Consider the following 22,396-nt stretch of genomic DNA (forward strand, 5'->3'; position numbering starts at 1 on the left):
CGCCCACTCCGTCCGAGCCGACCCCCGCCGCCCGCTCCCCCGGTTCCCTGACAGGCAGCTCACCAGGGAACCGGGCCGTTCTCGTCGAAGAAGCCGCCGGTCGGCCCGTCATCGGGCAGCGTGGCGAGCCGGACGACCACGGCCGCGCCGTCGGCCGCGGTGCGGGTGAGGCCGGGGAAGGCGGTGGTGAAATCGGTCGCGCACGGCCCCGGATCGGCGGCGTTGACCAGGATGTTGCGGCTGCGCAGTTCCTTGGCATACTGCACGGTCAGCGAGTTGAGCGCGGTCTTGGACGGAACGTACGCGGCCAACGGGGGCCGGGTGGTGAAGTAGTCCTCGGGATCGCTCATCCGGGCGAGGGAGCCCAGTCCGCTGCTGACATTGACGATCCGGGCGGCGGGGGAACGGGCGAGCAGCGGCAGCATCGCGGTGGTCACGCTGATCACACCGAACACGTTGGTCTCGAACACCTCGCGTACAGCGGACAGTTCGGCACTGCCGGGGCGCTGGGCGGCAGAGTCGCCGGAGATGCCGGCGTTGTTGACCAGGATGTCCAGCCGGCCGAAGCGCTCCTCGATCCAGCGGGCGGCGGACAGGACGCCGGCGCGGTCGGTGACGTCGAGGGTGACCGGGTGCACCCGCGGGCCAAGGTCGGCTGCGGCCGCCGCACCGCGGTGCGGGTCGCGCGAGGCCAGCAGGACGTTCGTGCCGAGCGAGGCGAGCCGGGCTGCGACCTCGCGCCCGATGCCCTTGTTGGCACCGGTGACCAGGGCGGTCGTGGTTTCTGTCATGTATCCAGCCCACCACGGGGGCGGCCGGGAGTTCCAACACCGACCAGGCACGCAGCGATACCGTGCGGGTATGGAAAGACTGGAGGTCCGCGAACTCGTCTACTTCACCGCCGTCGCCGAAGAGCTGCACTTCGGTCGGGCGGCCGCCCGGCTGGGGATGACCCAGCCGCCGCTCTCCCGCGCCATTCACCAGCTCGAACGGCGGCTGGGCGTAGCCCTGTTGGAACGGGTCGGTCGCCGGGTCGCGCTGACCGAGGCGGGGGCCGTCCTGCTCCGCGAGAGCCGTACGGTGCTCGACGCCGCGTCGGCCGCGGCGCGCCGCACCCGGCGGGCCGGCCGCGCCGACCCGCGTCTGGTCCTGGCCATCAAGCCGGGCGGCGACGGCGGCCTGCTGCCCGCGATCCTCGACGCCTACCAGGCTGAGCCGGGGGCGCTGCCGGTCGAGCTGGTGTGCAGCTTCGGCGAGCGTGAGACCCTCCTGCGGGAGGGTCGTGCCGACGCCGCCCTGCTGCACCGCCCCCACCCCGACCTCACCGGCCTGGACACCCAGGACCTCCTGACCGAGACCCAACTTCTCGTGATACCGCGCTCGCATCGCCTCGCGGGCCGTACCCGGGTCAGCCTGGACGACCTCGCCGGGGAGCCCCTGCCGCGCTGGCCGGGCGCATCCGAGGGCGGCTCACACGGTCCCGAGGTCCACGACCTCGGGCAGCTCCTCCACCTCATCGCCCTGCGCCGCATGGTCGCCGTCCTCCCCTCCTCCATCCGCGACCAGCTCCGCCACGACCTGGTCGCCGTCCCCGTGGACGATGCCGAGCCCACCACGCTCGTCCTCGCCTGGCCCGAGGACGCCACCTCCCCGGCCCTGGCCGCCTTCGTCCGCGCGGCCGCCGCCGTGGCGGGCAACGTCAGCGCCGGGTCGCCGAGCATGTGCGACGGCACGTAGTGGTCCGCGGCCCGTGCGCCGGCGGCGCAGTGCCCCGCGGAGCGCAGGACCGGCCCCGGCCCCATGCGTCAGTTCACCGTAGAAGCACGGCCCGGGCCTCCCCCTGCGTGCCGGGGTCAGTTCAGGCCGCGGCGCGCGAGGAGGGGCTCGACGTGGGGGGCGCGGCCGCGCACCGCGGCGAACGCCGCCATCGGGTCCTTGCTGCCGCCCTTCGCCAGCAGCTCCCGCCGGAACACCTCGCCGTTGGCCCGCCGCATCCCGCCGTTCGTCTCGAACCAGTCGACGGTGTCGGCGTCCAGCACCTCGCTCCAGATGTACGAGTAGTACCCCGCGCTGTAGCCGCCGCCGAAGATGTGCGTGAAGTACGTGGTGCGGTAGCGCGGCGGCACCGCCGGCAGGTCCACCCCGGCCGCGGCCAGCGCCCGCGCCTCGAACTCCAGCGGATCGCCCGGGTCCTGGCCGGCCGGCAGCGAGTGCCACGCCCAGTCCAGCAGCGCCGCCGCGAGGTACTCCACGGTCGCGAAGCCCTCGCCGAACCGGGCGGCCGCCAGCATCCGGTCGACCATGCCCGCGGGCATCGGCTCGCCCGTCTCGTGGTGGCGGGCGTACCGCGCCAGCACCTCCGGCCAGGTCGCCCACATCTCGTTGACCTGGGAGGGGTATTCGACGAAGTCGCGCGGCACCGCGGTGCCGGAGAAGTACGGGTAGCGCACGTCGGAGAAGAGGCCGTGCAGCGCGTGCCCGAACTCGTGGAAGAGCGTGTCGACCTGGCTGAACGTCAGCAGCGCGGGCTCGCCGGGCGCGGGCTTGGCGATGTTGTGGTTGTTGACGATCACCGGCCGCTGACCGAGCAGCCCGCACTGCTCGACCAGCGCGTTCATCCAGGCCCCGCCGCGCTTGGTGGGCCGGGCGAACAGGTCGATCAGGAACAGCCCCAGGCCGCTGCCGTCGGCGTCGAAGACCTCGAAGACCCGCACGTCCGGGTGGTAGCCGACCAGGTCGGGCCGCTCGGTGACGGTGATGCCGTACACCTCGTGCGCCGCGTGGAAGACGCCGTCGCGCAGCACCGCCTCCAGTTCGAGGTAGGGGCGCAGCGCGTTCTGGTCGATGTCGTGCCGCTCCTTGCGGACCTTCTCCGACCAGTACGCCCAGTCCCACGCCTCGATCGGCCCGCCCGCGGCCTGCGCGAGCGCCTCGGCCTCCTGGCGGGCATTGGCCACGGCGGGCGGCACCAGCCGCGCCAGCAGGTCGGTGACGGCCTCGGTGCTGCCGGCGGTGGTGTCGGCGGCGGTGTACGCGGCGTGGCTGGGATAGCCGAGCAGCGCGGCGCGCTCGGCGCGCAGCGTGGCGAGGGTGACCGCGAGCGGGCCGTTGGTGTCCTGGGCGCGGTCCATGGCGGCGGCGAGCAGGCGGCGCCGTACGTCGCGGTCGTCCAGCAGCGCCAGTTCGAGCTGGTTGGTGAAGTTGCGCAGGCTCAGCACCCAGCCGCCCTCGCGGCCCAGCTCGCGGGCGTTGGCCGCGGCGGCCGCGACCGCGTCGGCCGACAGCCCGGACAGCTGCGCGGGGTCGTCCAGCACCAGCGCGCCGTCCTTCCCCGCGGCCAGCACGTTCTGTCCGAACTCGGTGGCGGCGGCGGCGATCCGCGCGTTCAGCTCGCGCAGCCGCTCCCGGTCCGCCGGCGACAACCGCGCCCCGGCGCGCACGAAGTCGGTGCGGTAGCGCTCCAGCAGCCGCAGCGACTCCGGGTCGAGGCCGAGGTCCGCGCGCGCCTCGTACAGTGCGTCGATCCGCGCGTAGAGCGCGGGGTCGAGGTGGATCTCGTCGGCATGGGCGGCGGTCATCGCGCTGACCCGGGCCTCGATGGCGAGCAGGCCGTCGGTGACGTGGGCGGCCGCCTGGTTGTCGTACGCCGCCCGCACCCGCGCCAGCAGCCGGCCCGAACGCTCCAGCGCCTCCACGGTGTTGGCGAAGGTGGGGGGCTCGGGGTCGGTGGCGATGCGCCGGACCTCGGCGGTGTGCTCGGCGATGCCCCGCTCGAAGGCCGGCAGGTAGTGGTCGTCCGTCAGCGCGGCGAAGGGGGGCAGGCCGTACGGCAGCGGGCTCGGTTCGAGCAGCGGGTTCGTGGTCACTTCTCGACCCTATACAGCCCCTCCGGCGTCCGCCGTCGCGATCCCGAACGCCGCCCGCCGTCCGAACAGCGCCCGCCCGCCGTCCACCTGCCGGTCGGCGAGATAGCCGCCCGACAGACGGCGCGTGTACGGTTCCGATCAGCTCTCGCTGCACCGCCGCGGAAGGATCGCACTCCATGACCTGGCTGTTGTACGGGGCCACCGGGTACACCGGTCGCCTGATCGCCCGGCGTGCCGTCGCGCAGGGCCTGCGCCCCGTGCTGGCCGGTCGCAACGCCGCCAAGCTCCTTCCGTTCGCCGCGGAACTCGGCCTGGAGCACCGGGTGTTCGACCTGACCGAGCCGACCGCGGTCCGCCGCGGGCTGAAGGACGTGACGGCGGTGGCGCACTGCGCGGGGCCGTTCGCGCGCACCGCGCTGCCGATGGCGCACGCGTGCGTGGAGACGCGGACGCCGTACCTGGACATCACCGGCGAGATCGACGTGTTCGAGTCGCTGCACGCGCTCGGCGCCCGGGCGCAGGCCGCGGGGATCACCCTGCTGCCGGGTGCGGGCTTCGACGTGGTGCCGACCGACTGCGTGGCAGCACTGCTGGCGGCCCGGCTGCCGGACGCGACCCAGCTGGACCTGGCGTTCCTGACCGCCGGCGGGCCGAGCCCGGGCACCGCCCGGACCATGGTGGCCGGCGCGCCCGACGGCGGCCGTATCCGCAGCGGCGGCGAGATCCGCTCGGTGCCGCTGGGCTCACGGCAGGTGCGGGCCGCCTTCCCGTCGGGTGCGCGGACGGTGGTGTCGGTGCCGTGGGGCGATGTGAGCACCGCCTACCACTCGACCGGCATCCCGGACGTCACCACGTACACCGCGCTGCCGCAGGCGGTGGTGGCCGCCTCCCGTGCGGTGCGGCTGGGGCCGCTGCGCGGCGCGGTGTCCGGGGCGGTGGGGAAGCTGGTGCGCGGGCCGGGTGAGCGGCGGCTGGCCGGCGGCCGCAGCGAGGTGTGGGGGCAGGCCACCGACGCTGCGGGGAACAAGGCGACCGCGACGCTGACCGGGCCGAGCCCGTACCGGCTGACGAGTGACGCGGTGCTGCGGATCGTGGAGCGGCTGCCGGAGCTGGCCCCGGGGTTCCAGACCCCGTCGCGGGCGCTGGGCGCGGACTTCGCGGCGTCGCTGGAGGACGTGACCGTCTCGGTCGACACCGGCCGCTGAGCAGGCGGCCGGGCGGTGGCGGGCGCGGCAGCCCGGGGCACAGGTGCGGGGAACAGGTGTGGGGCCCCGTCGGGTCGCTGCCTCGGACGCGTCCTTCCCCTGACACGGTCCGGGCGCCCCGGCAGGGCCCCTGTCCTGGTGCGGCACCAGCCCCTTGCGGGCCTACCGCTTGCGGCCGATGGCGCCGTACACGCCGACCGGCGGCGTGTCCTCGGGCACCTCGTTGCGCCAGTGGTTGACCTGGACCAGGCCGGGGTCGAGCAGGTCGAAACCGTCGAAGAGCCGGGTGACGTCGGCGTGGCTGCGCGGGGTGAGCAGCGCGGTGGCCTTGCGGTAGACGGTGGTGACCTCGTCGGCCTTGCCGGCGTTGAAGTCGGCGGTGGCGTGGGACAGGATCAGGTGGCTGCCCGCGGGCAGCGCGTCACGCAGGGTGGCGACGGTGCGGTAGGGGTCCTCGTCCTCGGTGACGAAGTGCAGGACCGACACCAGCATCAGCACGACCGGCTGCTCGAAGTCGATCAGCTCGCTGATCGTGGGGTGGTTCAGGATCGTCTGCGGGTCGCGCATGTCGGCCAGGAAGAAGCCGGTGTTGCCGGTGCCGAGCAGGCGGGTGCTGGCGTGGGTGGCGACGATCGGGTCGTTGTCGATGTAGGCGATCCGGGCGTCGGGCGCGATGGAGTGGGCGATCTCGTGGGTGTTCGGCGAGGTGGGGATGCCGGTGCCGATGTCGATGAACTGGCGCGCCCCCTGCTCCACGAGGTGGCGGACCGCGCGCTGGAGGAACTCCCGGTTCGCCCGGGCCCCGACCACGACCTCCGGGACGGCGTCCACCACGCGGTCGGCGGCTTCCCGGTCCACCTCGTAGTTGTCCTTGCCGCCGAGGTAGTAGTCGTACATCCGGGCCGGGTGCGGACGGCTGGTGTCGATCTCCCCGACGGGAAAGCCCTGGTCGGTCACGCGGTCCTCCGCTTCGTCGCTGCCTGGTCGGGGTGTCGCTGCCGGCGGGCCGGCGGGGTGCTGGTCATCCGGGTCGTCCCGGTCGTGCGGGTCATCGGCGTCGTCCGGGTCATCCGAGCAGGAAGTCCGCGTCGCCGGCCTTGGCGCCCTGGATGAACGAGGTGATCTCGTGGTTGGTGTAGATCAGCGCCGGGCCCTCGGGGTCGGTGGACTGCCGCAGCGCCACCCGGCCGTCGCCCAGGCGCTTGGCCTCCACGCAGGAGCCGCCGTTGCCGCCGCTCCACGGCTTTCGCCAGCCGTCGTTGCCCAGCTCGGTGGCGGGCATTCCGTTGTAGATGCTGTCGTTGCTGACGCGATCCATGGTTCAGATCTCCTTGCGCATGCCATCGAGGATGGCTTTGGTGCTCTGTGCCGGCGCTGCCTGCGCGCACATCCGGTCCAGAGCTTCGAGGAAGGTGGACACGTCGTCCCGGTCGTCGAAGTAGGCGCCGCCCACCAGACTCTCGGTGTAGGCGATGTCCGGGATCTCCTTGAGCTGGAACCGGAAGATATGGAACGGCCCGTACATGGCCGGATGCGGCCCGGCCGCGAACGGGATCACCTGGAGCCGCACGTTCGGCAGGTCGGCGGCGTCGATCAGCGCGCCGAGCTGCTCGCGCATCACGTCCGGGCCGCCGATCGGCCGGCGCAGCACCGTCTCGTCCATCACGACCCACAGCAGCGGCGCACCGTCGCGGGTGAGCAGCGCCTGCCGCTCGACCCGCAGCGTGACCAGCCGGTCGATCTCCTCGGATGTGGCGTTGGGCAGCCCGGCGCGCAGCACGGCCTGGGCGTAGCTGGAAACCTGGAGCAGTCCGGGGACGTAGTGCGGTTCGTAGGCGCGGATGACCGACGCCTCGCCCTCGAGGCTGACGAAGGCGCTGAACCACTCGGGCAGCACGTCGCGGAAGTTGTGCCACCAGCCGGGCCGGTTGGCCTCACGGCACAGCGCGAGGAAGCCGCCGATCTCGTCCGGAGTGGTGACGCCGTAGGTGGTGAGCAGCTTCTCGACATAGGGGATCTTCAGCCCGACTTCGGCCTTTTCCATCCGCCGAATTGTGGCGTGCGTCACATCAAGGGCGCGTCCGGCCTGCTCGAAGCTGAGGCCGGCCTTCTCGCGGAGGTCCTGGAGCCGCTTGCCGAGCACCATGCGCAGGACCGTCGGCGCGCCGCCCGGCCTGGGGTCCATCACGTGCCTCAACCTCCAACTCCCTTGACTGACATGCAGTGTGTCATGACGTCAGCGCCAGGAACAGCATGCACTGTCGATTCTGTAATTTACAGTTCGGACCTTGCCATGTGTCCAGTGGCGGGCTCATAGTTACGGGGTGGTCCTTTCTACTCACGCCCTCAAGCCCGGACACCGGGCGGACGTCCGCGCCTGTGCGCGCCAGGACGTCTTCCGGTTGCCCGCGATGGGCGCGTCCGTGGCGGACGCCCGCGCGCGGATACGGGCCAGGCTCAGCGAGTGGGGCGCCGACGCCGAGCTGAGGGACGACGCGGGCCTGGTGGTCACCGAGCTGTTCACCAACGCGGTCCGGCACACCGACAGCAAGCACATCATGTGCGCGCTGCGCGACATCGGCCCGTACGTACGGCTCGAAGTGACCGACCAGGGGTGCGCCGACGCGAGCCCGGTGCCGTGTACGGCGACCGACGACGAGGAGGGCGGGCGCGGGCTGCTGCTGGTCAGCGCGCTGGCGGCGGCCTGGGGCTCCGACCCCGCGGCGGACGGAGCGGGGCGCGTGGTGTGGGCCGAACTGGCCGTACACCACGCGCCCCGTTGACATAGCGGCGCGGCCGGCGCGCAGCGGGCGCTGCCGGGCGCGGGCCGGTCAGCGGCAGGACTCCAGCCGGCCGGGCGCCAGCGGCAGCAGCTCCGGGCGCTTGGGCAGCACGTGGTCGCCGGAGGACTCCCCGCGCAGCCGCCGGCCGATCCAGGGCACCAGGTACTCCCGGGCCCACTGGATGTTGTCCTTGCGGACCTGCGCCGGCGCCCGCAGCGGCTCCGGGGGCCACGGCAGGTCCGGGTCGGCGGCCGGCTCCAGGCCGAGCACCTGGGCCGCCCGCAGCGCCACCCGGGCGTGCCCGGCGGACGACAGGTGCAGCCGGTCCTCGCTCCAGGCCCGCCGGTCGTGCACCGCCCGCAGCGACCACAGGTCCACCACCGGGCAGCCGTAGCGGTCCGCGACCGCCCGGATGTGCGCGTTGTACGTCGCGATCTTGCCGCGCAGCAGGCCCAGCACCGGCACCCCGCGGGTGTCGAAGCCGGTGCAGACCAGCACGGTGCCGACCACCGCGCGCAGGTCCGCCACCGCGCCCTCGAAGCGCTCGGCGAGCGCGTCGGGGTCGCTGCCCGGGCGCAGGATGTCGTTGCCGCCGGCACAGAAGGTGACCAGGTCGGGCGCGAGCGTCACCGCCCGGGGCACCTGCTCCTCGATGATCCGGTCCAGCAGGCGGCCGCGCACCGCGAGGTTGGCGTAGCGGAAGTCGCCGGGCGGCGCCTCGGCCGCGCGGCGCTCGGCCAGCAGCCCCGCCAGCCGGTCGGCCCAGCCGACGAACGCCTCGCCGGGCCCGGGGTCGCCGACCCCCTCGGTGAAGCTGTCCCCCACCGCCGCGTAGGAGGCGAACCCGGCCGCGGCGGGCGCGAGCACGCGGCCCCGTACGCTCGTCGGCGGGTGCGGCTCCGGCCGGTCCGCGTCGGTCTCTCCGTAGTCGTCTGTTGTCCGCGTATTGTCAGCCACGTCGGAGCATTGTCCTCCGCCGCCTGTGACCTACGCGACCGTAAGGACGGCTTGACGGCACGTGATTCATCCCACCCGGGGCGCGCGCGGATCGCGGCCGCCCGGCGGAATACGGCCGGACCCGTACCGGTCGGTACGCCTTTGCCCGCGCTGCCGTATCGTCGGCGGTGGGCGCGCGGTGCGGCGAGCACGCGCGCGGTGACGGCGACACGAGGGAGCACCGGGTGACGCAGGAAGTACGGCAGCCCGCCACGACCGGCCCGGAGCCCCGGCTGACCGGGGTCCGCAACTTCCGCGACGTGGGCGGCCTGCCCACCGCCGACGGGCGGCGGGTGCGCCCGGGCGTGCTCTTCCGCAGCGGCCACCTCGCCCACGCCGACGCGCGGGACACGGACTTCCTCGCCTCGCTGCGGCTGCACACGGTCTTCGACTTCCGCAACGCCGACGACATCGCGCTGGAGGGCCCGGACGTCGCCCTGCCCGGCACCCGCAACGTCAACCTCCCGCTCAGCGACCCCGCCCAGCACGCCGGCTTCTGGCACACCGTGCGCAACGGCGACCTGGCCGCGCTGGACGCCGCGCTCGGCGGCGGGCGGGGCGCGGCGCGCATGGCCGCCTCCTACCGCAGCCTGGTCCTGGACCGCACCGCGGAGCACAGCCGGATGCTCGCCCTGCTCGCCGCGGACGCGGAGTCCGCCGCTGTGCCGGCGCTGCTGCACTGCGCCGCCGGGAAGGACCGGGCCGGCACCTCCATGGCGATCATCCTGCTCGCCCTCGACGTGGAGCGGTCCGCGATCGAGGCGGACTACCTGGAGAGCAACGCCCGGCACCGCCGCTACAAGGTGGTGCGCGGCGACGGCAGCACCGGCGCCGCGATCGACCCCGCCGTCAGCGCGCTGCTGGACCCGCTCTTCGAGGCGCGGATCGAGTACCTGCGGGCGGCGTTCGACACGATCGAGGAGCGCTGGGGGACGGTGGACCGCTACCTCGAAGAGGGCCTGGGGCTGGCGCCCGCGGCCCGGGCCCGGCTCCAGGAGCACCTGCTCACCCGCTGAAGCCCGGCCGTACCGCCCGTGGCGCCGGTGCCGGCGCCACGGGGGCGGGTTCCTAGCGGTTGGCGACCGCCTGCTTGATCAGGGTCCGGCTGAAGTCCCACATCAGGCCGCCCCCGCCGTGCGCGTCGTCCATCACGTCGGTGAACGCCGTGACGAAGCGGTCGACGTCGGCCTCGTCGACCACCAGCGGCGGGATCAGCTTGATCACCTCGATGTGGTCCCCGGAGACCTGGGTGAGGATGCGGTGCTTCTGGAGCAGCGGCACCACCACCATCTGCGCGAACAGGCCCTTGCGGGCGGCCTGCAGCATCGTCCAGCGGCCGCGCAGCTTCAGCGACCTGGGCTTGCCGAACTCCACCGCGACCATCAGGCCGCGGCCGCGGACGTCCGCGAGCAGCTCGTACTCGTCGACGAGCGCGGCCAGCCGGGTGCGCAGCAACTCGCCCATCCGCCGGGAGTTCTCGACGAGCTGCTCGTCCTCCATCACCGCCAAGGTGGCCAGGCCCGCGACCATCGCCTGCGCGTTGGAGCCGTAGCTCGCCGAGTGCACCAGCACCCGGTCCATCGAGGAGTAGACCTTCTTGAAGATCCAGTCCCGGCCCAGCGTGGCGCCCACCGGCACATAGCCGCCCGACAGCGTCTTGGCGACGGTCAGCAGGTCCGGCTCGACGCCCTCCTCCTGCTGGTAGGCGTAGAAGGTGCCGGTGCGGCCGATGCCGGTCTGCACCTCGTCGCAGATCAGCAGCGCCTTGTGGGCGCGCAGCAGCGACTGGGCCGAGCGCAGGTAGCCGGCCGGCGGGATGTGCACGCCGTGGCCCTGGATGGGCTCCACGATCATCGCCGCCACGTCGCCGCGCTTGAGCTCGCGGGCCAGCGCGTCCAGGTCGCCGACCTCGATCTCGGTGTCGGGCAGCAGCGGCGCGAAGCCGTCCTGGAAGCCCTCCTCGCCGTTGACCGACAGCGAGCCGGTGGTCAGGCCGTGGAAGGAGTGCTTGCAGTACAGCACCCGGGGCTTGCCGGTGGCGTAGCGGGCGAACTTCAGCGCGGTCTCCACCGCCTCGGTGCCGCTGTTGCCGAAGAACACCCGGTCCAGGTGCGGGGTGTAGGACAGCAGCTTCTCGGCGAGCAGCCCGGGCAGCGGCTGGCAGTCGAACCGGGTCAGGTCCGGCAGCCCCGCGTCCAGTACGTCGTGCAGCGCCTTGCGGACCACCGGGTGGTGGCGGCCGACGCCCATCACGCCGAACCCGGCGAGCATGTCCAGGTAGTCGTTGCCGTCGGCGTCCCAGAAGTGCGCGCCCTCGGCCCGCTCGTAGTACTTGTCGAAGCCGATGGTGTGCAGCATCCGCGGCAGCTGGTGGTTCAGGTGCTTGCTGTGCAGGTCGTACCGTTCACCGCCCCGCTCGGCGAGGAGGGTGCCGAGGTCGAACCCTTTTGGCTGCGCCCCTGGGGCGGGGCTGCCGGGCTCGGGCGTCGGGTCGGACGATGTCATCGTTCACCTGCTCCTCGCGTGCGTGGGGTGCTGCCACCGGAAGTATGCGCCGGTCCGGCGCCCTTGGCTCCGGCCGGGTCGGCGGAACCGGTGCGGCCGCGGGGGTCGGCGGGGTCGGCCTGGCCCGGGACCTCCCCCGCGGCGGCCGTGGCGGTGCGCGCGGCCAGCCGCAGGAAGGACCCGCCCACCGACCCGGCGATCTCCGCCGGGGTCAGCCCGAGGTCGGCCAGCACCTCGCCGCGCTTGGCGTGCGCGAGGAACTGCGGCGGGATGCCGAGGTCGCGCAGCGGTACGTCCACCGACGCGTCGCGCAGCGCCTGCGCGATCGCGGAGCCGACGCCGCCGACCCGGCCGTTGTCCTCCACGACGGCCACCATCCGGTGCGCGGCGGCCAGTTCCGTCAGCGCCGGGTCGACCGGCTTGACCCAGCGCGGGTCGGCCACGGTGACGCCGATGCCGCGGCCGGCCAGCAGCTCCGCGGCCGACAGGCACGTTTCGGCGAACGCGCCGATCGACACCAGCAGCACGTCGGGCGCCAGGCCGTCGGCGGGGCGGTGCAGGACGTCCACGCCGCCCACCCGCTCCAGCGCCGGCACCGCGGGGCCCGCGGTCTCCTTGGGGAAGCGCACCACGGTCGGGGCGTCGTCGACCTCGACCGCCTCGCGCAGCTGCGCGCGCAGCTGGTCGGCGTCGCGCGGCGCGGCGATCCGCAGGCCCGGCACCACCTGGAGGATCGACATGTCCCACATGCCGTTGTGGGAGGCGCCGTCGGTGCCGGTCACCCCGGCCCGGTCCAGCACGAAGGTCACGCCGCACCGGTGCAGGGCGACGTCCATCAGCACCTGGTCGAAGGCCCGGTTGAGGAAGGTCGCGTAGACCGCGACGACCGGGTGCAGCCCGCCGGTGGCCAGGCCCGCCGCGGAGGTCGCGGCGTGCTGCTCGGCGATGCCGACGTCGAAGACGCGGTGCGGGAAGGCGGCGGCGAACTTCGCCAGCCCGACCGGCTGGAGCATGGCGGCGGTGATGGCGACCACGTCGGGCCGCTCGGCGCCGATGGCCACCAGTTCCTCGCCGAACACCGAGGTCCACGACGGCCCCTGGGCGGGCGCCAGCGGCCTGCCGGTGGCCGGGTCGATGGCGCCCACGGCGTGGAAGTGGTCGGCCTCGTCCTGCTCGGCGGCGGCGTAGCCGCGGCCCTTCTCGGTGAGGCAGTGCACCAGGACCGGGCCGTGGAAGCGGCGGGCGCGGCGCAGCGCGGACTCCACCGCCTCGATGTCGTGGCCGTCGATCGGCCCGAGGTACTTCAGCCCCAGGTCCTCGAAGAGGCCCTGGGGCGCGAAGGCGTCCTTGAAGCCCTTCTTCGCGCCGTGCAGCGACTCGTAGAGCGGCTGGCCGATCACCGGGGTCTGCTGGAGGAGCTGCTTGCCCCAGCCGAGGAAGCGCTCGTAGCCGTCGGTGGTGCGCAGCGTGGACAGGTGGTTGGCGAGCCCGCCGATGGTGGGAGCGTAGGAGCGCTCGTTGTCGTTGACGACGATGATCAGCGGGCGGTCCCGGGCGGCGGCGATGTTGTTCAGCGCCTCCCAGGCCATGCCGCCGGTCAGCGCGCCGTCGCCGATGACGGCGACCACCCGGTCGTCGCTGCCGCGGACCTCGTTCGCCTTGGCCAGGCCGTCGGCCCAGCCGAGCACGGTGGAGGCGTGGCTGTTCTCGATCACGTCGTGCTCGGACTCCGCGCGCGAGGGGTAGCCGGACAGACCGCCCTTGCTGCGGAGCTTGGAGAAGTCCTGCCGGCCGGTGAGCAGCTTGTGCACGTACGCCTGGTGGCCGGTGTCCCACAGGATGCGGTCGGCGGGTGAGTCGAAGACGCGGTGCAGCGCGATCGTCAGCTCCACCACGCCGAGGTTGGGGCCGAGGTGGCCGCCGGTCCTGGCGACCGCGTCGACGAGGAAGTGGCGGATGTCGGCGGCGAGTTCGTCGAGCCGGCCGTCGGGCAGTGCCTTCAGGTCGCGCGGGCCTTTGATGTGCTCCAGCATCGACATGTGTGGACCTCGTTCCTGCCGGGATTGCGGTGGATCGTCGGCCGCTGACCGGCCGGTGGCAGTGCGGACACGAGCCACCGGCGGGCGCGGGGGCCGGGCCGGTGGCTCGTCACTGCTGTTACCTGGCGGTCACTTCGCGCGGTTGGAGGCGACGGTCTCCCGGGCGGCGCGGATGGACTCCTTCAGCGAGCCCATGGTGGCCAGCACGGCCGTGGGCTCGTAGCCGCAGTGGGCCATGCAGTTGTCGCACCGCTCGTCCCGGCCGCGGCCGTACTTGTCCCAGTCCGTCTCGTCCAGGAGCTTCTGATACGTCGGCACGTACCCGTCGCTCATCAGGTAGCAGGGGCGCTGCCAGCCGAAGAGCGAGTAGTTCGGGATCGCCCAGGCGGTGCAGGGGAAGTCCGCCTTGCCCTCCAGGAAGTCCAGGAAGAGCGGGCTGTGGTTCAGCCGCCACTTCTTGCGGTTGCCGTCGCCGAACGCCTTGCGGAACAGCTCGCGGGTCTGCTCCACGCCGAGGAAGTGCTCCTGGTCGGGTGCCTTCTCGTACGCGTATGCGGGCGACAGCATCATTTCGTCGACCTGCAGGTCGTCGTTGAGGTAGTTGAGCACCTCGATGATCGTCTGCGGGGTGTCGGTGTTGAAGAAGGTGGAGTTGGTGGTGACCCGGAAGCCGCGCCGCTTGGCCTCCTTGATCGCGGCCACCGCTTCGTCGAAGGTGCCCTCCTTCGCCACCGACTCGTCGTGCCGCTCGCGCATACCGTCGATGTGGACGGTAAAAGCAAAGTAAGGAGAAGGTGTGAACTTGTCCATCTTCTTGCGCATGAGCAGGGCGTTGGTGCAGAGGAATACGAATTTCTTGCGGGCGACCAGCTGGCGCACGATCTCGTCGATCTGGGGGTGCATGAGCGGCTCGCCGCCCGCGATGGAGACCATCGGCGCACCCGACTCCAGCACCGCGCCGACCGCCTGGGCGACCGGCATGCGCTGCTTGAGCACCCCCGCGGGGTGCTGGATCTTGCCGCAGCCCTCACATTTGAGGTTGCAGGCGAAGAGCGGTTCGAGTTCGACGATCAGCGGGAACTTTTCGCGTCGCCGGACCATTTTCTGTTCGAAGAGGTACGACGCGACGCGGACGGTCTGACGGAGCGGCATGGCCATCTAGCTCACCTCCAGGGGAGCGCGGTAGTGCGGTGCCAATCGAGAAAGGCGGGAACAAGATCTCTGAGCACGCGGAATGCGATGATCCCGGTGCGGAGGGTGCCGACACGCACGAGTTCGAACTCGGGCGTGTCGACGACGACGCGGGCCGCCGCGATGCGGTGCGCGCCCTCGGCGAGAGCAGCGCGGCGCATCGCGGCCGACTCCATGTCCACGGCGATGGCACCCGTCGCCGCGAGTGCGGCGCGCTCGGCGCCCCGCACGACATGATCGGACTCCGCCAGCGTGCCGGTGTGCACGGTGTGACCCCGGTCGGCGAGCGCGGCCTTGAGCGCGGCGGCCAGCGTCGCGCTCTCGTGACCGTCGTCGGAGACGACGACGTCACCCGGCCGCATGCCGGGGGCGAGCCCCGCGCAGAAGCCGGTGGTCAGGACGGAACTCCCGTGCAGCGCCGGGTCCTTCAGGGCCTGCGCGACGACCCGCTCCGCGTTCCTGGGTCCCATGCCGGTACGCAGCACGGTCACCGGGAACTCCGCGGTGTTCCTGGCGGTGCCCCTGCGCAGCGCGAAGCGCTCGATCGGCAGGGCGCAGACCACCGTCAGCGGGGGTCGGGACGGGCCCACGAACTAGGCCCCCTTTCCGGTGCTCGGCAGGGCGGCGGCCGGGCCGGCCGGGGCCGCGGGGTGGCCGGCGCCGAAGGGCTCGGCGCGGGCGTAGCGGCCGAGCGCGGTCAGCGGGAAGACCATCCGGTACAGGTGGTAGTTGATGGAGAAGTCACGCGGGAAGCCGGTACCGGTGAAGTACGGCTCGTCCCAGGAGCCGTCCGGCAGCTGGGTGTCGGCCAGCCAGCGCACCCCGCGCTCGACGGACTCGGTGTCCCGCTCGCCGGCCGCCAGCAGCGCCATCAGCGCCCACGCGGTCTGCGACGCGGTGGAGTGCCCGCGGCCGGCCCACTCCCGGTCGGCGTAGGAGCGCAGGTCCTCGCCCCAGCCCCCGTCGGTGTTCTGCACCTCGTGCAGCCAGTCGACGGCCCGGCGGATCGCCGGGTGGTCCGGGGCGAGCCCGGCCGCGGCGAGCGCCGGGACGGCCGACCCGGTGCCGTAGATGTAGTTGACACCCCAGCGGCCGAACCAGGCGCCGTTGTCCTCCTGTTCCCCCAGCAGCCAGTCGATGCCGCGGCGGGTGTGCCCGTCGTGCTCCAGGCCGAGCGCGGCCAGCATCTCCACCACGTGGGCGGTGACATCGGCCGACGGCGGGTCGATCACCTCGCCGAAGTCGCAGAACGGCAGCCGGTTGGGGAAGGGGCTGGTGTTGTCGGCGTCGAAGGCGCCCCACGCGCCGTTCCTGGACTGCATGCCGACGTTCCAGCGCACCGCCTTGTCGATCGCGGAGTCCAGCCGGGCCCGGTCGGGGTGGTCGATCCGGCGCAGCGCGAGCACCACCTCGGCCGTGTCGTCCACGTCCGGGTAGTTGTCGTTGTGGAACTCGAAGGCCCAGCCGCCGGGCGCCAGTTGCGGGCGCTGCACGGACCAGTCGCCGGGGCGGGTGATCTGCTCGCCGAGCATCCAGTCCGCGGCCTTGACCAGCGCGGGGTGGTCGGCGCCGATGCCGGCGTCGGCGAGGGCGATGGTGGCCAGGCAGGTGTCCCAGACCGGGGACTGGCACGCCTCGATCATCCGCACGCCCTCCTCGGGCCACACGGCGAAACGATCCAGCGAGTCCAGTCCGGCCTTGATCACCGGGTGGTCCAGGTCGTAGCCGAGCAGGTGCAGGGCGATCACCGAGTAGACCGCCGGCGGCTGGATGCCGCCCCAGCAGCCGTCGGCCTCCTGGCGCTCGATGATCCAGCGGGCGCACGCGTTCATCGCGCTGCGGCGCACCAGCCGGGGGCTGAACCGGCGGTAGACGTGCAGCACCTGGTCCAGGCGCTGGAAGACGCCGTCCCAGGTGGTGATGGGCTTCCGGCGCTGCTTCGGGTTCGGCCGGGCCGGGTCGAGGTGCAGCTCCTCGATGCCGAAGGGCGCGGGGTGCACCGGGCGGTGCGCGCCGACCACGGTCAGCGGCACGATGGTCTGCCGGGCCCAGCAGCCGAACGAGTAGATGTTCAGCGGCATCCACTTGGGCAGGAAGATGACCTCGGGCGGCATCTCCGGCAGGTCGTCCCAGTCCCACCAGCCGAACAGGGCGAGCCAGATCCGGGTGAAGACCCGGCTGGCGGCCACACCCCCCTCGCCGCGGGACCACTTCGCGGCCAGCGCCATGTGCGCCTCGGCCGGGTCGTCCCCGGCCAGGCGCAGCGCGACATAGGCCTCGATGGTGGCGGACAGGTCGCCGGGACCGCCGTGGAAGGTGGGCCAGGCGCCGTCCTCGCGCTGCTGGGAGCGAATCCAGCGGGCCGAGGCAGCGGTGACCTCCTCGTCGCGGATGCCGAGGAACTCCCGCAGCAGCAGGTCCTCGGCATCCATCGTCACGTTTGTCTCGAGGTCGCCTTTCCACCATCCGTCAGGGTGCTGCCGTGCCAGGAGGTGGTCTGCGGCGCGCTGCACGGCACGCTGCGCCGCCGCCTCTGTGTCGCCGGCTGGAACAGGCTCCGGCTCCGAGGCGCTACTGGCCGAAGGTGTCCGATGGGTTGGCGTCCCTGGACTGCCGTCGGTCGTCGCTGTCATGGCTTCCCCTTTGCAGTTGATACTTCTGCGGTGTCGGGGGCGGCCGTCCGCCGTCACAAGAGTGAAACCGGCGACGTCATACGCTCCACGTCTGTCTTGTTACTTCTCGCGGACCACCACAAAATCCGCCAGGCCCACGAGCTTACGTCGGATTTCTTCCGGCATGTCCATTTTGTCCAGAGCGGCGATGGCGGTCGTGTACTGCCTCCGGGCCTCCTGAGACGTCCACTCCCGACCACCCGCCTCTTCGATCAACGCCGCACGCAGGGCGAACTCTTCCTCGCTGAAGGCATCAGTTTCGGCCTGCCCGGAATTTTTCGCGTCCGCCGCGAGGAGTTCACCGAGCCGTTCGGCCGCGGGGCCGTCGGCGGCGAGCGCCGCGACCACCGGCAGCGACTTCTTACGCTGCCTCAGGTCGCTCCAGGTCTGCTTGCCGGTGGTGGCCGGGTCGCCCCAGATGCCCAGCAGGTCGTCGATCGCCTGGAAGGCCAGCCCCAGGTGGTAGCCGTACTCCTCCAGCGCGTCCGCGTCGGACTCCGACGCGCCGCCGAGCACCGCGCCGATGGAGGAGGCGCAGGCCAGCAGCGCCCCGGTCTTGTTGCCCTCCATCTCCAGGCACTCGGTCACGGCGACCCGCTCGCGGTGCTCGAAGGAGATGTCCTGGGCCTGACCGTCGATCAGCTTGCGGGTGGCGGTGGTCAGCCGGCGGGTGGCCCGCCCGGCGTCCGCGGTGCCCTGCTCCAGCAGGATCTCGTTGGCCAGCGCGAAGAGCGCGTCGCCGACCAGGATCGCCTGGGCCGGGCCGTGCACCTTCCACACCGTGTCCCGGTGCCGGCGCTGCTCGTCACCGTCCATCAGGTCGTCGTGCAGCAGCGAGAAGTTGTGCACCAGCTCCACCGCGACCGCGCCGGGCACCCCGGTCTCCGCGGGCGCCCCGGCGGCCTGCGCCGACAGCAGGGCCAGCGCCGGACGCACCGCCTTGCCGCCGTCGCCGTCCGCGGGCCGGCCGGCCTGGTCGATCCACCCGAAGTGGTACGAGGCCACGGTGTCCATCGGCGGGGCGAGCCGTGCGACGGCCGCGCGAAGCACGGGGGTGGTCAGGATGCGGCCGTTCTCCAGCAGCGCGATCACGCTGTCAGCGGTCACGTTCTCTCCTCTTGTCGCACCAATTGCACTCATGCCGCCTCCAGTACGCCGTGTTCGCAGGGCAGTCCGAGGGCGGACAAGGCTTGTCGGGAGGCGTGCAGGCCGCTGCGCACCGCACCCTCCATCGTCGCGGGCCAGCCGGTGGCGGTCCACGCGCCGGCCAGGTACAGGCCGGGGGCGCGCGTGGCGGGCCCGGGGCGCAGGGCGCCCACGCCCGGGGTGGGCGCGAAGGTCGCGGTGCGTTCACGGGTGACGAAGAAGTCGCGGACCGCGGCGCCGCGGGTGGCCGGCAGCACCCGCTCCAGCTCCGGCAGGTAGCGCCGGCGCAACTCGGCCACCGGCAGGTCGATCTCGTCCTGCACGGCGGACTGGGACAGCGCCACGTACTGGCCGCCGCCGGTGAGCCCGGAACTGGCGGTGCGGTCGAACACCCACTGGACCGGACTGCCGATCGCCGCCATGAACGGCTGCCTCAGCACCTGCCGGTCGTAGATCACATGAACATTGAGGATCGGCGCGGTGCCGATCCGCAAGAGCTTTTCCGGCTGCTCCAGCGCGCCGGCCGGCAGCAGTTCGTGCGTCTCCTGCTGCGGCACCGCCAACACCACGGTGCCGGCCGTCAGTTGTTCACCGCGGCCCGGCCCGGTCTCCACGTCCACACACCACCCGGCGTGGGCGACGTCACGCGCCTCCTCGCCGCCGGCGGCGGGTGCTCCGTCCTGCGGACGGGCCGTCAGACCGGTCGCGCGGGCCCGCAGCAGCACCCGCACCCCCGCCGCGTCCAGGGCCGCGCGGGCCCGGCCGTCGTGCAGGTCGCCGAGCGGCACCGCGGCCCAGCCGATGTCGGCGGCGCCCGGCTCGGACAGCAGTCCGGTCTTGAACACCTTCGCCGCCAGGGCCAGCGAGGACTGGTCCGACGTGGCGTTGAGGGTGGCCACGCCGACCAGGTCCCACAGCGCCTCGATGGTCCGCGCGGACTGGCCGCGCGCGGCGAGCCACTCGCCGAAGTTGATCCCGTCCAGGGCCGGGTCCTTAAGGTCCAGGCCGCGCAGCGCGAGCGCCGCCCGCCCGACCGAGGCCCGCTCGGCCACCGACAGATGGGGGTAGCGCAGCAGGCTCGGCGCCAGGTGCAGCGGCACCGGCAGCGCCACCCGCCCGATCCGGCCGGTCTTCCCGCTGCGCGGGTCGTGGACCGGCACGTCCAGCCGGTCCTGGAGCGTCACCAGGTCGCGGGCCGCGATCCGGTCCAGGAACCACTGGTAGGCGGTGCAGCAGCGCAGGAAGACGTGCTGGCCGTTGTCGACGGTCAACTCGCCGCGCTTGAAGGAGAAGGCGAGGCCGCCCAGCCGCGGCCGGGCCTCGGTGAGCGTCACCCGCACCCCTGCGTCGGCGAGCGCCAGCGCCGCGGTCACCCCGGCCAGGCCGCCGCCGACCACGACGGCGGTACGGCCGGACCCGCCGCGGTCGGGCCGGTCCGCGCCGGCGCCGGCTGCTGCGGCCTGCGGGCCGGATCGGGTCGTGGTCATGCGCGCTCTCCTCGGGCCGTACCAGGCGGGGTACGGCGGACCGTCGCGGAAGGTGACGCCGTACGCGCCGCCAGGGTTGCCCGGCCCGGCCGCGGGCACGCGGGCAGCCGCCGCACACCCGTACGGAGAGCAGCCTCCCGGGCCGGCGGCGCGGTCCGGGAGCGGGCAAGGGCGTACGGCGCGGTGGAACCCGCTTGGTGCACGCGGGTCGGTCTCACACGTCCCTCCGCGGATCGGCGGCGGAGGCGGGAGCAGCGGTACGGGCGGTGCGGCGGGCGTCCAGCCCCGCCAGGCCGCGGACGGCGACGTACGCCTTCTCCCGGCCGGGCAGCGACACGCGGCCGCGCAGCACCGCCGCGGGGTCGGCGGCGAACCGCTCCAGCAGCCGCCGGTAGATCCCCGCCATCGCGGCCACGCAGGCGCCGCTGCGGCGGTCGAGCATCGGCAGCAGCCGGTATCCGGTGGCGAACAGCGCGCGGGCCCGGCGTACTTCGAACTCGACCAGGCCGGCGAAGTCAGAGCCGGCCGGCGGGGTGTCGTGGTGGAAGCCGTCGGCGCAGCCGAACTTCGCCAGGTCCTGCGCGGGCAGGTACGTGCGTCCGTTGCCGGCGTCCTCGCGGACGTCGCGCAGGATGTTGGTGAGCTGGAGGGCGAGGCCGAGCGTGTCGGCGTATTCGGCGGCACGTGCGTGATCGTGCCCATTCACCGTGCCGAAAACGCCCAATGAGACCCTACCGATAGCTCCCGCCACACAGCGGCAGTAAACGGCCAGGTCGTCCCAGGTCTCGTAGGTCTCACCGCGGACGTCCATCTGGACGCCGTCGATGAGCTCGCCGAGCCCGCCCAGCGGGATCGGGAAGAGCGCGCAGGCGTCGGCGAGGGCGACGGCCACCGGGTCGGTGTCGTCCTCCTCGACCTCGTGGGCCTCCACACGGTGCAGCAGGGTGCGGGCCTCCTCCAGCCGGCGGAGCTTCTCCTCCGGCGGCAGCCCGCCGTCCCCGATGTCGTCGACCCGGCGGGAGAACGCGTAGACCGCCGACATCGCCTGGCGCTTCGCCGTGGGCAGCAGGCGGATTCCGTAGGCGAAGTTGCGGGCCTCGTGCCCGGTCACGGTCTCGCAGTACTTGTATGCAGCAAGCACCTGTCCGGACGTGTGCGCGGAACCGTTCACGGTCCGGGTCACCCCTCTCTTCGCAATGTCGACCCCACCTCACGCAGCAGGACGGACTTGGTGGCCTTCGGGGAACTCGACAGCACGTCGTATCCCGCGTCCTCCACCGCCCGCAGTGCCGCACGGCCACCGCCGACGAATCCGGCGAGCAGCAGTCTGAGCCGGCCTCGGACGCTGCGGACCAGGGCACCGCCCTCGCCCAGCAGGTCACGGGCCCGCCCGGCTTCGAACGCGACCAGCTCGCGCACCTTCTCCCCCGCGCTCGGCGCGGCGAGGTCGGCCTCGTCCACCGAGAAGAGTTTCATGTCCTCCTGCGGGAGGTACACCCGGTCCCTGCCAAGGTCCTCCGCGACATCCTGGAGGTGCTCGACAATCTGCAGCGCGGTGCACACCGCGTCCGAGCGCCTGACCCGTTCCGGGGTGGAGGTGCCGGTGATGGACAGCACCAGCCGGCCCACCGGATTGGCGGACAGCTCGCAGTAGGCGAGCAGGTCGGCGTAGGTGGCGTACCGGCTGACCTGCTGGTCCTGCCGGTTGGCGGCGATCAGGCCGAGGAAGGGCTCAGGGGTGAGCCGGTGCTGACGCACCGTCGGGCGCAGCGCGAGCAGCAGCGGGTGGCGCGGGGTGCCGTCGAAGACCCGGTGCAGGTCGGCCTCGAAGGCGTCGAGCATCGCCAGCCGGTCGCCGGCCGCCTCGGCGGGCAGGCCGAGCCGGACCGCGTCGGGCCGGCCGCCGTCGGCCAGGTCGCCGTCCCCGATGTCGTCTACCAGCCGGGCGAACCCGTAGACGGCCATCAGGTCCTGGCGCCAGGCACGCGGAAGAATCCGGGGTGCCACGGGGAAGTTCTCGCGCGCGGCCTTGTCCAGGACGGCACGGGAGGCGACGTCCCCGGTCACCGCGGGCTTCCCGGCGCACAGGCGGCGAGCGCGCCCCGGAGCAGGATGGTCCCGATCTTCATGGCCGCCACATCCCCCGTTCTACACTGCCCCGTCGAAACTTCCCATTTCGGACACGCCGCACCTTCGCATACGGACACCCGTACGCGGATATCGATCATCAGCAGGCTCCCAGCACCGGTACAGCTTACGTCGGAGGCTTACCCGGCGTACGCGGGGGGCGCGCCCCGTTCAGCGGGTGACAACACCCCACCACAACAACCGATCCCCGCCGGATCATCCGGCGGGGATCAGGTTTTCCGGAAAACTTCCCCGGTCCGGGCCGCAATGCGGACCGAGCCGGACAGAGCCGGACAAGGCGCGGCGGACGGCGCCGAAGGTACGGCGCCCCACCGGACCGGGTCCGCATTCCGACGCCCCGTCACTTTCCGTCGTAGGC

General features: G+C 72.8%; 19 protein-coding genes. 4 read left to right on the top strand and 15 right to left on the bottom strand.

Annotated features, from left to right (window positions below; all coding sequences use genetic code 11):
* Window positions 1–59 precede the first annotated feature (59 nt).
* Window positions 60–791, bottom strand: a complete 732-nt coding sequence (locus tag AC3EVP_RS32750; RefSeq protein ID WP_435136289.1) for an SDR family oxidoreductase — start codon at window positions 789–791, stop codon at window positions 60–62.
* Between the two features lie 70 nt (window positions 792–861).
* On the opposite strand from AC3EVP_RS32750, the gene AC3EVP_RS32755 reads away from it, so the two are divergent.
* Entirely contained in the window at window positions 862–1,737 is an 876-nt protein-coding gene (locus AC3EVP_RS32755) for a LysR family transcriptional regulator (protein ID WP_435136292.1), read from the top strand.
* A 116-nt stretch (window positions 1,738–1,853) separates the two neighbouring features.
* On the opposite strand, the gene AC3EVP_RS32760 is transcribed toward AC3EVP_RS32755, so the two are convergent.
* Window positions 1,854–3,866 (bottom strand): M3 family metallopeptidase, encoded by a 2,013-nt coding sequence (locus AC3EVP_RS32760; protein WP_435136295.1) that lies wholly within the window; start codon window positions 3,864–3,866, stop codon window positions 1,854–1,856.
* A gap of 176 nt (window positions 3,867–4,042) precedes the next feature.
* Here AC3EVP_RS32760 and AC3EVP_RS32765 point away from each other — a divergent pair, with 176 nt between their 5' ends.
* Window positions 4,043–5,071, top strand: coding sequence for a saccharopine dehydrogenase family protein (locus AC3EVP_RS32765; RefSeq protein WP_435136298.1), 1,029 nt, complete (start codon window positions 4,043–4,045; stop codon window positions 5,069–5,071).
* 162 nt (window positions 5,072–5,233) lie between these two features.
* On the opposite strand, the gene AC3EVP_RS32770 is transcribed toward AC3EVP_RS32765, so the two are convergent.
* The 3 genes from AC3EVP_RS32770 to AC3EVP_RS32780 all read right to left on the bottom strand — a co-directional run bounded on the left by AC3EVP_RS32770 (window position 5,234) and on the right by AC3EVP_RS32780 (window position 7,217).
* The gene (locus AC3EVP_RS32770) at window positions 5,234–6,028 is read right to left on the bottom strand and encodes an SAM-dependent methyltransferase (protein ID WP_335984162.1); all 795 of its coding nucleotides are present in this window, start codon (window positions 6,026–6,028) and stop codon (window positions 5,234–5,236) included.
* Between the two features lie 109 nt (window positions 6,029–6,137).
* Window positions 6,138–6,389 (bottom strand): DUF397 domain-containing protein, encoded by a 252-nt coding sequence (locus AC3EVP_RS32775; protein WP_335984163.1) that lies wholly within the window; start codon window positions 6,387–6,389, stop codon window positions 6,138–6,140.
* A 3-nt stretch (window positions 6,390–6,392) separates the two neighbouring features.
* Window positions 6,393–7,217, bottom strand: coding sequence for a helix-turn-helix domain-containing protein (locus AC3EVP_RS32780; protein WP_335984177.1), 825 nt, complete (start codon window positions 7,215–7,217; stop codon window positions 6,393–6,395).
* Between the two features lie 178 nt (window positions 7,218–7,395).
* On the opposite strand from AC3EVP_RS32780, the gene AC3EVP_RS32785 reads away from it, so the two are divergent.
* Window positions 7,396–7,854, top strand: a complete 459-nt coding sequence (locus AC3EVP_RS32785) for an ATP-binding protein (protein WP_335984164.1) — start codon at window positions 7,396–7,398, stop codon at window positions 7,852–7,854.
* 48 nt (window positions 7,855–7,902) lie between these two features.
* On the opposite strand, the gene AC3EVP_RS32790 is transcribed toward AC3EVP_RS32785, so the two are convergent.
* Complete coding sequence (locus AC3EVP_RS32790) at window positions 7,903–8,721, bottom strand: SGNH/GDSL hydrolase family protein (RefSeq protein WP_335984179.1); 819 nt, start codon at window positions 8,719–8,721, stop codon at window positions 7,903–7,905.
* Between the two features lie 314 nt (window positions 8,722–9,035).
* Here AC3EVP_RS32790 and AC3EVP_RS32795 point away from each other — a divergent pair, with 314 nt between their 5' ends.
* Window positions 9,036–9,866: a tyrosine-protein phosphatase gene (locus AC3EVP_RS32795; protein WP_435136303.1), complete on the top strand. Its 831-nt coding sequence runs from the start codon at window positions 9,036–9,038 to the stop codon at window positions 9,864–9,866.
* Window positions 9,867–9,918: 52 nt separating this feature from the next.
* Here the strand turns inward: AC3EVP_RS32795 and AC3EVP_RS32800 are convergent, their stop codons facing one another.
* The 9 genes from AC3EVP_RS32800 to hpnC all read right to left on the bottom strand — a co-directional run bounded on the left by AC3EVP_RS32800 (window position 9,919) and on the right by hpnC (window position 21,957).
* Window positions 9,919–11,355 (bottom strand): aspartate aminotransferase family protein, encoded by a 1,437-nt coding sequence (locus tag AC3EVP_RS32800; RefSeq protein WP_335984166.1) that lies wholly within the window; start codon window positions 11,353–11,355, stop codon window positions 9,919–9,921.
* Complete coding sequence (gene dxs, locus AC3EVP_RS32805) at window positions 11,352–13,394, bottom strand: 1-deoxy-D-xylulose-5-phosphate synthase (protein ID WP_435136307.1); 2,043 nt, start codon at window positions 13,392–13,394, stop codon at window positions 11,352–11,354. The genes AC3EVP_RS32800 and dxs overlap by 4 nt, the downstream gene beginning before the upstream one ends.
* Window positions 13,395–13,523: 129 nt before the next feature.
* Window positions 13,524–14,552 carry an adenosyl-hopene transferase HpnH gene (gene hpnH / locus AC3EVP_RS32810; protein WP_335984169.1) on the bottom strand — a complete coding sequence of 343 codons (1,029 nt, stop codon included), beginning with the start codon at window positions 14,550–14,552 and terminating at the stop codon, window positions 13,524–13,526.
* A gap of 5 nt (window positions 14,553–14,557) precedes the next feature.
* Window positions 14,558–15,175, bottom strand: a complete 618-nt coding sequence (locus tag AC3EVP_RS32815; protein WP_335984170.1) for a phosphorylase family protein — start codon at window positions 15,173–15,175, stop codon at window positions 14,558–14,560.
* A gap of 3 nt (window positions 15,176–15,178) precedes the next feature.
* Window positions 15,179–17,218, bottom strand: a complete 2,040-nt coding sequence (gene shc, locus AC3EVP_RS32820; protein ID WP_435136312.1) for a squalene--hopene cyclase — start codon at window positions 17,216–17,218, stop codon at window positions 15,179–15,181.
* 99 nt (window positions 17,219–17,317) lie between these two features.
* Window positions 17,318–18,397, bottom strand: coding sequence for a polyprenyl synthetase family protein (locus AC3EVP_RS32825; protein ID WP_335984173.1), 1,080 nt, complete (start codon window positions 18,395–18,397; stop codon window positions 17,318–17,320).
* Window positions 18,394–19,890, bottom strand: a complete 1,497-nt coding sequence (gene hpnE / locus AC3EVP_RS32830; RefSeq protein ID WP_435136315.1) for a hydroxysqualene dehydroxylase HpnE — start codon at window positions 19,888–19,890, stop codon at window positions 18,394–18,396. The genes AC3EVP_RS32825 and hpnE overlap by 4 nt, the downstream gene beginning before the upstream one ends.
* A gap of 214 nt (window positions 19,891–20,104) precedes the next feature.
* Window positions 20,105–21,073 (bottom strand): presqualene diphosphate synthase HpnD, encoded by a 969-nt coding sequence (gene hpnD / locus AC3EVP_RS32835; RefSeq protein ID WP_435136318.1) that lies wholly within the window; start codon window positions 21,071–21,073, stop codon window positions 20,105–20,107.
* Window positions 21,070–21,957 carry a squalene synthase HpnC gene (gene hpnC / locus AC3EVP_RS32840; RefSeq protein WP_335984176.1) on the bottom strand — a complete coding sequence of 296 codons (888 nt, stop codon included), beginning with the start codon at window positions 21,955–21,957 and terminating at the stop codon, window positions 21,070–21,072. Before hpnC ends, hpnD begins: the two co-directional genes overlap by 4 nt.
* Window positions 21,958–22,396: the final 439 nt, after the last annotated feature.

Source organism: Actinacidiphila sp. bgisy144 (assembly GCF_057708105.1).